At 29.7% G+C, this 13,154-nt stretch carries 13 protein-coding genes; 6 read left to right on the top strand and 7 right to left on the bottom strand.

Annotated elements, in window-relative coordinates:
- The first annotated feature begins 12 nt into the window (after positions 1–12).
- Entirely contained in the window at positions 13–1,161 is a 1,149-nt protein-coding gene (locus ABWP78_RS04290) for a sensor histidine kinase (RefSeq protein ID WP_353169468.1), read from the top strand.
- 43 nt (positions 1,162–1,204) lie between these two features.
- On the opposite strand, the gene ABWP78_RS04285 is transcribed toward ABWP78_RS04290, so the two are convergent.
- Positions 1,205–1,594 carry an HIT family protein gene (locus ABWP78_RS04285; RefSeq protein WP_353169465.1) on the bottom strand — a complete coding sequence of 130 codons (390 nt, stop codon included), beginning with the start codon at positions 1,592–1,594 and terminating at the stop codon, positions 1,205–1,207.
- A gap of 73 nt (positions 1,595–1,667) precedes the next feature.
- Positions 1,668–2,144 carry a transcription elongation factor GreA gene (gene greA, locus ABWP78_RS04280; RefSeq protein WP_353169463.1) on the bottom strand — a complete coding sequence of 159 codons (477 nt, stop codon included), beginning with the start codon at positions 2,142–2,144 and terminating at the stop codon, positions 1,668–1,670.
- A 149-nt stretch (positions 2,145–2,293) separates the two neighbouring features.
- On the opposite strand from greA, the gene ABWP78_RS04275 reads away from it, so the two are divergent.
- Positions 2,294–2,725 carry a Rieske (2Fe-2S) protein gene (locus ABWP78_RS04275; RefSeq protein WP_353169461.1) on the top strand — a complete coding sequence of 144 codons (432 nt, stop codon included), beginning with the start codon at positions 2,294–2,296 and terminating at the stop codon, positions 2,723–2,725.
- Complete coding sequence (locus ABWP78_RS04270) at positions 2,725–3,255, top strand: glutathione peroxidase (RefSeq protein WP_353169458.1); 531 nt, start codon at positions 2,725–2,727, stop codon at positions 3,253–3,255. Before ABWP78_RS04275 ends, ABWP78_RS04270 begins: the two co-directional genes overlap by 1 nt.
- 72 nt (positions 3,256–3,327) lie before the next feature.
- Here the strand turns inward: ABWP78_RS04270 and ABWP78_RS04265 are convergent, their stop codons facing one another.
- From ABWP78_RS04265 to ABWP78_RS04245, 5 genes are all read right to left on the bottom strand, one after another.
- On the bottom strand, positions 3,328–5,505 hold the full coding sequence (locus ABWP78_RS04265; protein WP_353169455.1) for a TonB-dependent receptor: 2,178 nt from the start codon (positions 5,503–5,505) through the stop codon (positions 3,328–3,330).
- A 308-nt stretch (positions 5,506–5,813) separates the two neighbouring features.
- Positions 5,814–6,215, bottom strand: coding sequence for an alternative ribosome rescue aminoacyl-tRNA hydrolase ArfB (gene arfB / locus ABWP78_RS04260; protein ID WP_353169453.1), 402 nt, complete (start codon positions 6,213–6,215; stop codon positions 5,814–5,816).
- Positions 6,215–7,768, bottom strand: coding sequence for a DUF4301 family protein (locus tag ABWP78_RS04255; RefSeq protein ID WP_353169450.1), 1,554 nt, complete (start codon positions 7,766–7,768; stop codon positions 6,215–6,217). Before ABWP78_RS04255 ends, arfB begins: the two co-directional genes overlap by 1 nt.
- Positions 7,744–8,349 carry a nicotinamide riboside transporter PnuC gene (pnuC, locus tag ABWP78_RS04250; protein WP_353169448.1) on the bottom strand — a complete coding sequence of 202 codons (606 nt, stop codon included), beginning with the start codon at positions 8,347–8,349 and terminating at the stop codon, positions 7,744–7,746. Before pnuC ends, ABWP78_RS04255 begins: the two co-directional genes overlap by 25 nt.
- A gap of 3 nt (positions 8,350–8,352) precedes the next feature.
- Positions 8,353–9,033, bottom strand: a complete 681-nt coding sequence (locus ABWP78_RS04245) for a 4'-phosphopantetheinyl transferase family protein (RefSeq protein ID WP_353169445.1) — start codon at positions 9,031–9,033, stop codon at positions 8,353–8,355.
- 147 nt (positions 9,034–9,180) lie between these two features.
- On the opposite strand from ABWP78_RS04245, the gene ahcY reads away from it, so the two are divergent.
- From ahcY to ABWP78_RS04230, 3 genes are all read left to right on the top strand, one after another.
- Positions 9,181–10,497 carry an adenosylhomocysteinase gene (ahcY, locus tag ABWP78_RS04240; protein WP_353169442.1) on the top strand — a complete coding sequence of 439 codons (1,317 nt, stop codon included), beginning with the start codon at positions 9,181–9,183 and terminating at the stop codon, positions 10,495–10,497.
- A gap of 159 nt (positions 10,498–10,656) precedes the next feature.
- The gene (locus ABWP78_RS04235) at positions 10,657–11,028 is read left to right on the top strand and encodes a BlaI/MecI/CopY family transcriptional regulator (protein WP_353078116.1); all 372 of its coding nucleotides are present in this window, start codon (positions 10,657–10,659) and stop codon (positions 11,026–11,028) included.
- Entirely contained in the window at positions 11,025–13,082 is a 2,058-nt protein-coding gene (locus ABWP78_RS04230; protein WP_353169439.1) for an N-acetylmuramoyl-L-alanine amidase, read from the top strand. The genes ABWP78_RS04235 and ABWP78_RS04230 overlap by 4 nt, the downstream gene beginning before the upstream one ends.
- Positions 13,083–13,154 lie beyond the last annotated feature (72 nt).

Genomic DNA, 13,154 nt, shown 5'->3' with positions numbered 1-13,154 from the left:
AAAATACATTTTATGCTGTTTTCTGAAAAAAGAAATCTTACACGTTGGATCATTATTATTTCATCGTTTTTAATTGCTTCCTTAATTTTATGGAATACCTATGTTTTTTTTCAAACCTTTAAAGAAGAAGAACGCAATAAAATGGAACTTTGGGCAACAGCTCAAAAGACTTTAATGAATTCAGATGTTGATACTGAAATTGAATTACCTACTTTTATTATTGAAAACAATAAAAATATTCCACTAATACTTACTGATAAGAAAGGAAAATTTTTAAGTAATTTAAACCTTGGAGAAATAGAAAATGATAGTGTTAAAGTCAAAGAATTTTTAAATAAAATAAAAAGTCAAAATGCACCAATAAAAGTCCAATTCGCAGCAAATGACTATCATTTGGTATATTATGGTGATTCTCCAATTTTAAATAAGCTAAAATATTATCCAATTGCCTTGTTATTAGTGGCGTTCTTGTTTGGCGGCGTGGTGTATAATTTTTATCGAGCAACAAAAATGGCAACTCAAAATAAGCTTTGGGCAGGAATGGCTAAAGAAACCGCACATCAAATAGGCACGCCATTATCCTCATTAATAGGTTGGTTGGAGTTATTGAAATTAGAAAATGTTGATGGAACTACAATAGAAGAAATCCAAAAAGATATAAATAGGTTACAAACAATAACAGATAGATTTTCAAAAATTGGTAGTGAACCTGTTTTAGAAAAAAGAGATATAATCGAGGAAACCAAATCATCATTTGAATATTTGCAATCTCGCGTTTCCAAACAAGTTATTTTTGATTTCCGAGCACCAGAAAAACCGCTTTTTGTCTCATTAAATCCGATTTTACACAGCTGGACAATTGAAAATTTAGTAAAAAACGCCATTGATGCGATGAAAGGTAAAGGAAACTTATCCATCGAAATTGTAGAAGGTGACACCTTTGTTTACATAACGGTTACTGATACAGGAAATGGTATTGCTAAAAATAAATTCAAAACTATTTTTGAACCCGGTTATACGTCTAAAAAAAGAGGGTGGGGATTGGGATTGTCTTTAACCAAACGTATTGTTCAAGAATATCACAAAGGAAAAATTAGAGTGGTGCAATCTGAAATTGGCAAAGGCACTACGATGCAAATGAGTTTTAGAAAAGAGGGTTAAAAAAAATCCACAAACTCAATTAAAAAATTTGTGGAAATAGTTTTTATAAATTTTCAGCAATTTCTTGTGCTAATTTTGAAAATTCTTCGGGATTTAATGTTGTTTTTCTTTGAAAACGCATATCGTCCATATCTTGTAACGGGATCAAATGAACGTGTGTGTGCGGTACTTCTAAACCTACAACAGCCATTCCAATTCGCTTACAAGGCACTGTTTTTTCTAAAGCAATAGCTACTTTTCTTGAAAACGCCATTAATCTTAGATATAAATCTTCATTCATATCGAAAATTTTATTTATTTCTTGTTTCGGCACACATAACGTATGTCCTTTAGCATTCGGATTTACATCTAAAAAAGCAATAAAATCTTCGTTTTCTGTAATTTTATAACAAGGAATTTCTCCGTTTATTATTTTGGTAAAAATAGAACTCATAATTTTAATTAGATAATTAGATAATTAGTCAATTTTTTGGCACATTGACCAATTGACTAATCGACACATTAAATTAGTCACGTGTAATTTCTAAAACTTCAAATTTTAAAATCCCATTTGGCACATTAATTTCTGCAATTTCACCTACTTTTTTTCCTAATAATCCTTTTCCAATAGGAGAAGTTACTGATATTTTTCCTGTTTTTAAATCCGCTTCACTTTCTGCAACTAATTTATATTGCAGTTCCATTCCGTTAGATTGATTTTTGATTTTTACATTAGATAATACCAAAGCTTTCGACACATCTAAAGTAGATTCGTCAATAATTCTCGCGTTTGACACGACTTCTTCCATTTTAGAAATACGCATTTCTAACAAACCTTGTGCTTCTTTAGCCGCATCATATTCTGCGTTTTCAGACAAATCTCCTTTGTCTCTTGCTTCTGCGATGGCTTGTGACGCTTTTGGGCGCTCTATAGATTTAAGTTGGTCTAACTCGTCTTTTAAATGTTTTAATCCTTCTGCTGTGTAATAAGATACTGTGCTCATAACTTCATTAATTTATAAAATAGAAAAAATCCCACAACTATGGGATTCCCTTTTTGCAAAGATATAATTTATTTAACTATTTTTTGTTTACTATATTAGTTTGTCAAATATAAATAAATTAATTTTGATAAATCAAATAAATATAAAAAATGAAAAGAATTTTTTACTTCCTTATTTTGTTTACGGTCTTTTTTTCCTGTGATAGAGATACACAGATCAATAATAACAATCCGTATTTGCCAAATTATTCATTTGAAGTGATACTAAATACGAGTTTTCCACAATATTCAAGTTTAGCATTTCCGTCTAATGCGGTTTATGTAAATTCTGCTGGTGCAGGGATAAGAGGTTTGATTGTTTTTAATGCAGGGAGCGGCAATTTCTTGGCTTATGACGCGGCTTGCCCAAATCAAGCTTTAGCAGATTGCTCTACGATGACAATTAATTCAATTAATGCTAAATGTCCATGTGACGATGCCGAATATAGTTTGTTTACTGGATTGGCAGCCGGAAAACAATACCCAATGAAAGCGTATCGAGTACAAATGATAGATGCCACAACCATAAAAGTGTATAATTAATGTTACAATCCATATTTTCTTTTTTTAAAAAAGATACAAAAACCTATCCAAAAGGCTCTATTCACTCATTTATAGTAACTGATTTAAGAGGGAATCCATTTGATTTTTCCTCCTTAAAAGGAAAAAAAATAATGGTTGTGAATACCGCATCAAAATGTGGCTTAACGCCTCAGTACGAAAAATTACAGAAGATTTACGAAAAATATAAAAATCAAAACTTTGAAATTATCGGTTTTCCAGCCAATAATTTTTTATGGCAAGAACCTGGAAATGCTTCTGATATTGAAAATTTTTGCACTGTAAATTATGGTGTAACGTTTCCAATGATGGAGAAAATTTCTGTAAAAGGAAGTTCTATGCATCCTATTTATGAATTCTTAACTAAGAAATCGAAAAATGGTGTAAAAGATTCATCTGTCAAATGGAATTTTCAAAAGTATTTACTAAATGAAAATGGCGAATTAGAAAAAGTCATTTCACCAAATACCCAACCAGACGACAGAAGTATTACGGCTTGGATAGAAAAATAGGTACACAGATTAAACGGATTTTTTAAATTTTTTTAATCTGTAAAAATCTGTAAAATCTGTGTTCCCAAAAAATTAAAACTTCAAATTCATTCCAATTAAGAAATTAATTCCCGCTTGTGGGTAAAATCCAACGCCTTCAATCGTATCAATAGCTGGAGGATTACTAAAATCATCATTATACGTGTAAAAATAGCCGTTTGATTCATACGTTCTATCAAAAATATTATTAATTAAACCTGAAAACACAATCGATTTGATGCCGTTGTTGATTTTCCATTCGTAGTTAATATTCAAATCAGATATGGTATAATCGGGTAAAATAGATTTTTCAGCATCAATATTTCCCATATATTGTTTACCAACATATTTGGTTAAAAAAGAAATTTGTAACGCGTTTATGGGCGAAAATGTTACTGCATTTCCTATTACCATATTTGGTGAATAGGCAATATTGGTATTTCCTAAATTGGTTAAAATGCCGTTTCTTTCAAAATAAAAATCTTCATTTTTATTGGTACTTAATGTAATATTTGGTTGTAACGTTACTTTCTGGATTATTTTAATAGCTCCTTCAATTTCTAAACCTGCTCGATAACTTTTTCCACTATTTTCAAAAATTGGACTTCCCACATCATTTAAAGCGCCAGTAGCAACTAATTGATTTTGATATTTCATATAGAAAGCATTAATATTTAGAGCTGCTTTGTTGTTTTTGAATTTATAACCTAATTCAAAATCTTGTAAACGTTCTGGTTTGGCACTTCCACTTTCGTAATCATCACGTCTTGGTTCTTTATTTGCAATTCCGAAATAACCATAAATAGAACTTGCTGTATTTAATGTGTATGTAATTCCCGCTTTTGGATTGAAGAAACGAAACGTATCATTCACATCATTAAATTTGATGCTATTTGCTTGATAGAAGACCATTCGGTATTGTAAATCTGCAAAAACATTGAATTTTCCTATTTGTTGCGATGCTTTCGAGTAGAAATTCACATCGTTTTTATTCCCGAAATTATCATAATATTTGTTGGTGTTTGGCATGTAAAATTGCGTCCAAACTACTTCTCCAAAATGTTTTCCTTCATATTTGTTTGCCGCACCACCAATAATAACATCTGTTTTTTCGGTTTTATAGTTTAAAGAGAAAGTAGTTCCGAAAAAATCATTATCCAACCAACGTTTTCTAACTAAATCTGTAACGCTATTTCCATTAAAGTCAGCTAACAGATAATCTGAAAACAATTCATCTTCTCTATATTGTTCAAAATAGCCTTTTCCTGTAGTATAATGAAAAGCAAGGTTCGATTGCCATTTTGAAGTTAGGTTTTCATTCCAATGCAATTGAAAATGATTTTGTAGATAATTATCTGTTTCATTATCATAAAATTGGGTATTCCCAAATTCATCTGTGTACTGTCCAGCCGAATTATATGTTCTATCATTTTTTAGTTTTTCTTCATCTTCCAAACCATTCCAAGCTTGATACGTTTTTTCTTTTCCGCCAAAAGCAATTGCTTTAATAATCGTGTTTTTTGTAATATAATTTGCATCGAAATAATATCCAAATAAATCAGATGAAGCTCGATCTATAAAACCATCCGATTTTATTTTAGAAATTCGAGCGTTCATTTCGAAATTATTATGTAATCCTGTTCCGAAAGCTAATGTGTGTTTACGGGTTCCGAAACTTCCAATAGAATTGGCTATTTCTGCATAACTTTTTTGTTGTGCAGCTTTGGTTTGTAAATTTAAACTTGCGCCGAATGCACCAGCACCACTTGTTGAGGTTCCAACACCACGTTGTAATTGAATGCTTTCCAATGAAGAAGCAAAATCAGGTAAGTTAACAAAATACGTACCTTGACTTTCACTATCGTTAAAAGGCACCCCATTTAAAGTCACGTTAATACGAGAACCATCGGATCCACGAACACGCATATAGGTATAGCCAATTCCTGCTCCGGCATCTGTTGTAGTAACGACAGATGGCAAATAATTTAATAAAATTGGAATGTCTTGCCCTAAATTTCTGGGCGCAATTTGTGCTTTAGAAACATTTGTAAATGTAATTGGGTTTTTGTCTTTTGCTCGAACTCCAGAAATTAAGACTTCTTCAATTGATTTTACAGAATCTTTTGGTTGTTCTTGAGCGTTTAAGGCAAAAGGTAAAAGGAACAAGGAAAAAGCAAATAATTTTTTTCGACTTTCGACTTTCGACTTTCGACTTTTTAATAATAAATTCATACTTCGTAAATTAATACGAATAAAAGGGGTAATTACTCTTTGTTAAAAATAATTAATAAATAATTTTGAGAATTTCGAATCTGAAACTAATTCAGAAACACAGATAGTTCTCGTTTTTCCTTGGCAGCATTACCCGCCCAGGTTCTATGGGTATAATCTCAGCCTGAAAAACAAGCACCCCTTTGAGATGTTGCAAATATAGTAATACAATTTTGATTTGGAACACAGATTAGAGAAATTATTAAAATTTCATTAATCTGTGTTGTTTGAATCTGTTAAATCCATTTAAATCTGCGTCCCCATCTAAATTAGAAATCTAATTTTTTTCTTCCCGCTTTAATTTCACCTGCTTTTTTCTTTTCTTGAATACGCTTTTCATTGGCGCCTTTTGAAATTTTAGTTGCTTTTCGTATTTTAGGTTTTACTAAAGCTTTTTCTAACATTTCAAAAAAACGTTTGATGATGATTTTTTTGTTTTTGAATTGACTTCGATCTTCATCGCACGTTAAAATCAGTAAATTTTCTTGTGAAATTTTTGTTTTTAATTTTGTTTGAAGTAGTAATTTTTCTTCCTCATCTATGGCTTGTGAAGTTGCCACATCAAAAATCAATACTATTTTAGAAGACACTTTATTTACATTTTGTCCGCCAGCACCACTGCTTCTTACGGCTTTAAAATTTAGTTCAGATGTAATAATTTCTACGTTCATTACAAAACAGAATTGCTATCTAAATTATTTGGTTGATGTGCGGGTTTTAATAAATCGGTTACTTTTTTAACAGGATTAAATGTTTCAATTGGAACTTCTACAAAAATAGTGCTCCATTCTGCCATAGCACCATTCCATAAACCGGGCAATTCAAATGCTTTTATTTTTTTTTCGTTTTTCGTTTTTTCAGTAATGAATGCTGATTTAGAATCAATAAATTGATTTAAGTCAAATTTGTTTCCTTCAAAATCTTTTATGCTGCAAACTATATCAACAGGATTAAAATGTGTAGAATTTTTAAAAATAGCGTGTTGATTTTCGCTGTTTAGATCAATTTGCGACAACTCTACTATTTGTAAATTATGACGTCCTTTTTCATCTTGAACCCAAAATGGGCCGCCGCCCGGTTCTCCCTCGTTTTTTACCATCCCACAAACACGAATAGGTCTGTTTAAAATTTTAATTAAATACTGTTTTTGATAGTCAAATTGAAACATTTTAAATTCTTCAGGCAATGGAATTGACATTTTTGTTTCAATAAAATGAATAATTTCTTTAATATTATTTTCGTTGATTTCGTTTTTTTGAAACTTTTTTAATGCAGCATCTACTTCTTGTTTTGTAAATAATAGAAGACCGCCTAATAATTTTTTATAAGTTAAAATAACTTCTCGATTATTTTGAGAAACATTATCTATATTTTTTATAAAAACAATATCGGATTGCAATTGGTTTAAATTTTCAATTAATGCACCGTGTCCACCAGGTCTAAAAAATAATTCGTTTTCCGGAGTTCTAAATGGTTTATTATTTTCATTGACGGCAATAGTATCCGATGTTTCGCTTTGATAAGAAAATGTGATTTCTAAATCAGTATATTTAGTTGTAATTTTTAAAAAATCGGTTTGAAATTCTTTTGAAATCGTAAAATGAATTTTTGCTTTTTGGTTCGGCTTTCTATAAAAATCGGTTTCAAAAGCGTGTTCGTCAATTGGTGTTAAAATTGTATCGTTTTCAATATGAAACGGTAAAATTCCTTTTGGTTTATTGGCAAAATTTAATCCTTTTTCAGTTAATAAAGTTTTTACAATTGCATATACTTTTTGATCCGTATTGTAATTAGGATAATCTGTATAAATTGTTTTGGTTTTTTCTTTTAATTCGTTATAAAACGGAAAGCTTCTTAATCCCACAATAAATAAGGATACATCTCTTTCTTTATTTAAGTTTACATAGGAATTTACGGTGTCTTTTTCAGGATTAAATTTTGTTAAAAATTCATTTAACGATTTAAACATTCTTGTAGCGGCACCACTTGCGGGTACAAATTTTTCAATTGAATAATTATCTTTTTGTGCCTCAAAATAATGACAAAAATCAGCTACTTCTTCTTTTGAAAATTGAAAAATTCCATCATTAATAGATGCTATTTTTAGTAAGTTAATAGTTGGAATACCATTTTTAAAATAATGCAATTGCTGCATAATTTTTTCTAAAGAATTTCCTCTTTTAACTATTTGTTGTAAATCTATTTCGCTAAATATTTTTTCCATTCTATATACGCTGAGATGGCTAAAATAGTAAAAATTATGTATTGTATGGCTATAATATAAAGTTGTCTGTCAAAAAATATATAAACGGCAATTGTATTGCCAACAATCCAAAGTGTCCAATTTTCAATTTTTTTCTTAGCCATATACCACATGGCTGTGAAAAATAATGAAGTTGTAAAAACATCTAAATAATTGTTTAACTGCAACTTATAACTAAAAAGTGTGTAAATAAAAATACAAATTATAGCTGTAAGTGTAAAAAGAATTATTCCAATAATTTTTTCTTTCATACTAGTTCTAGAGATAGAAAGTACTTCGCCGTTTGTGATTTTTTTCCACTGAAACCAACCATAAATGCTCATAATGGAGTAGTAGATGTTAATGCTCATATCTGCATAATAATTTGCATGAAACATTATGTATACTGTTAAAATTGTGCAAATCATTCCAGTAGGGTACACTAAAATATTTTCTTTTTTGGCTAAATATACACTTAAAACACCGAAAATAAAAGTGATTATTTCAATACCAATTTGCCAATTTGGAATACTTTTATACTGATTTATGATAGTTTCGAACATTTTTTAATTCTTTAAAGCACAAACAAATGCATACTCTTCAATTATATTAAACTGAAATTGAAATTCTTCGGTATTGTTGTTAAAGATTAATTGTGCGGTTCCTTTTTTGTCTTCTAATTGAAAAGGTGTTTCGAAAATATGGTTTGGAAAACTAATGCCTTTTTCATTTTTTAATTTAAAAATACTTTCTTTAATACCCCATATTACGGTTGCTTTTGTGATTTTATCGTGTACGGACAAGTTTTCAATATGTGAAACATCCATATATTTTGATGTAATTTTTAATGTTTTTTCTTTACACTTTTCAATATCAATTCCTACAGGAGTATTGCTAATACAAATACACGAAAATACATGCGAGTGCGAAATTGAAATGTGTTTTTGTTTAAAATTTATATTATTAATTTCTTGACTTTTAACATTTGACATTAGACTTTCGACTTTCAGGTATGGTTTCCCGAATGCATCATAAAACAAATCAAAATCGGTTAAATCAATATATTGAAGCAACATTCTAACTGCCAAAAAACCTTTTTGATGCGAAACAGACTGCATGGTTTGTAGTCTTAATTTTGAATTATCATTCAACACTGCCTTTTCATTGAACCATGAAATATCCTCGGTAATTTTCCAAAAATAGGCAACAGTGTGTTCGTTTATTTTGATTTCTTTATAAAAAGGCATGCTTTATTTTAAATTAAAAGGTTTTATTTTATTGTTATTCAGTTGTTTAAAGGTTTCAACAAAACTTAAATAGTTAAAATTAATTTCTAATTTAAAACTAATATTGTACCTTTGCACTCGTAAATAAAAAATAAATATACAAATATAATGAGTACAAAAACAATTCCTTACGTACCATACAAAGTTAAAGATATTTCTTTAGCAGCATGGGGAAGAAAAGAAATTTTATTAGCAGAAGCTGAAATGCCAGGTTTAATGGCGCTTAGAGAAGAGTTTGGTGCAAGTCAACCTTTAAAAGGGGCTCGTATTGCAGGATGTCTACATATGACTATCCAAACAGCTGTTTTAATTGAAACCTTAGTGGCTTTAGGAGCAGATGTAACTTGGTCTTCTTGTAATATTTTCTCTACTCAAGATCATGCTGCTGCTGCAATTGCTGCCGCTGGAATTCAGGTTTACGCTTGGAAAGGTATGAATGAAGAAGAATTTGATTGGTGTATTGAGCAAACGTTATTCTTTGGTGAAGAACGTGCACCTTTAAATATGATTTTAGATGATGGTGGAGATTTAACAAATTTAGTATTTGACAAATTCACCGAATTAGTTAGAGGAATTAAAGGTTTATCTGAAGAAACTACAACTGGCGTTCACCGTTTATACGAAAGAATGAAAGCAGGAACTTTATATATGCCAGCTATCAACGTAAACGATTCAGTTACTAAATCTAAATTTGATAACAAATATGGTTGTAAAGAATCTGCAGTAGATGCAGTTCGTAGAGCAACAGATACTATGTTAGCAGGTAAAAGAGTAGTAGTTTGTGGTTATGGAGATGTTGGTAAAGGTACTGCAGCTTCTTTCCGTGGCGCGGGTTCTATTGTAACGGTTACTGAAATTGATCCAATTTGTGCTTTACAAGCTGCAATGGACGGTTTTGAAGTTAAAAAATTAGATACAGTGGTTGCTACTGCAGATATTGTAATTACTACAACCGGAAATAAAGACATTGTTCAAAGTCGTCATTTTGAAGCTATGAAAGATAAAGCTATCGTTTGTAACATTGGACATTTCGATAATGAAATTGATATGGCTTGGTTAAACGGAAATTTTGGTCACACTAAAAACGAAGTAAAACCACAAGTTGATATTTATACCGTTAATGGTAAAGAAATTATCATTTTAGCAGAAGGACGTTTAGTAAACTTAGGTTGCGCTACAGGTCACCCAAGTTTTGTAATGAGTAACTCATTTACTAACCAAACGTTAGCACAATTAGAGTTATGGGAAAATAGCGCTAACTACAAAAATGAAGTGTATATGTTGCCAAAACATTTAGATGAAAAAGTAGCGGCTTTACACCTTTCAAGATTAGGAGTAGAATTAGAAACGTTACGTCAAGATCAGGCAGAATATATTGGTGTTGGGGTTCAAGGACCATTTAAACCAGAATATTACAGATACTAATCTAGACTTCTTAGAAAGTTAGATTTTTAGATAATTAGAAAAACCCTTGCTGAAAAGTGAGGGTTTTTTTTGTTAATTTTTTGTTAATTTTTAGCTCTACATTTGTAGAGTTGTAAAATTGCTCTATGTTTGTAGAGTTAATTCTAAATTTGTAGAAAAATGACGTTATCAAACACAGAAGAACAATTAATGGAGCATCTATGGAAGCTTGAAAAAGCTTTTATGAAAGACTTATTAGAAGTTTATCCAGAACCAAAACCTGCAACTACAACCGTTGCTACTCTTTTAAAACGAATGATTGATAAAAAATTCGTGGCGTATAAAGAGTATGGAAATTCAAGAGAATATTATCCATTGGTAAAAAAAACAGATTATTTTTCGAAACATGTCAATGGACTAATTAAAAATTTTTTCAATGATTCTTCTTCACAATTTGCTTCTTTTTTTACAAGGGAAACCAATTTAACAGCTTCTGAATTGGAAGAATTGAAAAAAATAATAGATGTTGAACTACAAAAAAAGAAAAAATGATAGACTTCTTATTAAAATCTGCTATTAGTTTAATTGTATTTCTTGGGTTTTATTATTTGATATTAGAACGAGAAAAAATCCATAAGTTTAATAGATTTTATCTTTTAATATCTATTTTAATTTCTTTGATAATTCCATTTGTCACTTTTGAATTCATCGAATTTGTTGAAACTGCTCCAGTCATTCAATATGATGAACCAATAAATATTGAGAAAGCAAAGGTAGTTTTAAATCAAAACCCGACAATCGAGAAAGTAATTATTGTTCAGGAATCTATAAATTATTTACCCTATGTGTTTTGGAGTATTTATGTATTAATAAGCTTCATTTTTTTATTTCGATTTGGTAAAAATTATTTCAAACTAATTGTAAAATCAAAAATTAATCCAAGTGTAAAATATAAAAATGCGAATTTGATTTTGTTACACGAAAAAATACTTCCTCACACATTTTTGAATTTTATATTTGTCAATTCCGAAGATTTTAAAAATAAAAATATTGAAGATGAATTATTTGCTCACGAAATGGTTCATGTAAACCAAAAACATACTTTAGATATTTTATTTATTGAGTTTTTGAAAGCCCTATTTTGGTTTCATCCACTTTTCTATTTATATAAAAAAGCCATTCAACTCAACCATGAATTTCTTGCCGATGAAGAAATCGTGAACACTTATAATAATGTGCCCTATTATCAGAATTTATTATTACATAAAAGCAACGGCAATACAACAATTTACTTAGCAAGCAATTTAAATTACTTAATCACTAAAAAACGGTTACTTATGATGACAAAAAACACTTCAAAAAAAATAGCGCTACTTAAAAAAGTAGCAGCTATTCCAATCTTAGCAGGCTTAATTTATTTTTTCTGTATAGAAATTATAGCGCAAGAGAAGCCTAAAGTATTAAATTTAGATACAGAAAAAACAATTCCAACGGATAAAGATAAGATTAGAGACGCCTATTATAGTGGAGTTTATGTAAAAATATGTGATGAAAAAACGAATAGAAAAAGTGTAACCTTATACGAAAAGCTATCTTTAGAAGATAAAAGAAAATATTTGGATTATATTCCAGAAATTATGATTGAGAAAGAAATTCCAGCTCCTTTATTTGAAAAAATGAAAACTAAAGATTTAGCAGTTTGGATTAATGGTAACGTAAAAACTAAAGAGGAAATTAAGAAATATAAACGAACTGATTTTAGTTATTATTCTTGTAGTTTTATTCACAAAAACGCACGCTCAAAGCGCTTTCCACAATCTTATCAGTATACACTTTTTACCAAAGAGTATTTTAATGAGAATTTAAAAAAGAGCCATACTCATTTTAGTGGCGATACAATTAAAATAGTTTTAGCTTCGTATAAAACTGCAATGAAAGATGAAACAGCAAAATATATAAAAGCAGACACATTAGTTTGGTTTACTGAAGGCAAGGAGGATTATAATTTGTTTATTAATGATATAAAAAACAAAAAAATTGATAATGTCACAGGAAATTTTCAAGCAAAAAAACCAGGGCAAAAGGTAATCGTTATTGACGCGGGTCATGGAGGAAAAGATCTGGGTGCGAAAATTGATGAAGAACTTGAAAGTAAAATTGTAGAAAGTATTGCAAAAAAAATTAAAGCATTAAATGGTAGCGAAGATTTAAAAATTATTTTGCTTCGTGAAGATGATAATTTTGTCAGTTTAAGCGATAGAGTAAATAAAATAAATCAAATTAAACCGGACATACTAATTTCATTACATTTAAACGCTTCAAAAAACCCTAATGAGAAAGGGGTAAATGCCTTTATTTCTAGTCAAAATGGGTTTTATGATAAATCATTAGAAAAAGCAAATCAATTAATTGAAAATCTTTCAAATAATAATTTAGCCAAAGGCGGAGTTAAAGATGCTAATCTTTATATCATTAAAAATTCAAAATGTCCAGCTGTTTTGTTAGAAGTCGGCTATTTATCAAATGAAAATGATAAGGCTTACATTACAAGTGAAAGCGGAAAAGATGAAATCGCAAAAAACATTTTAGCATTATTTAGAGAATAGTCCTTTGTAAAATGAAAAATTTAAATTAGTTATATCTAACAAAAATCCCCAATCATTCGGTTGGGGATTTTT

This window comes from Flavobacterium sp. (genome assembly GCF_040402955.1).
Classification (GTDB): domain Bacteria; phylum Bacteroidota; class Bacteroidia; order Flavobacteriales; family Flavobacteriaceae; genus Flavobacterium.
The sequence above is the reverse complement of the archived record's forward strand: the minus strand, read 5'-3'. Positions and strand labels throughout refer to the sequence as shown.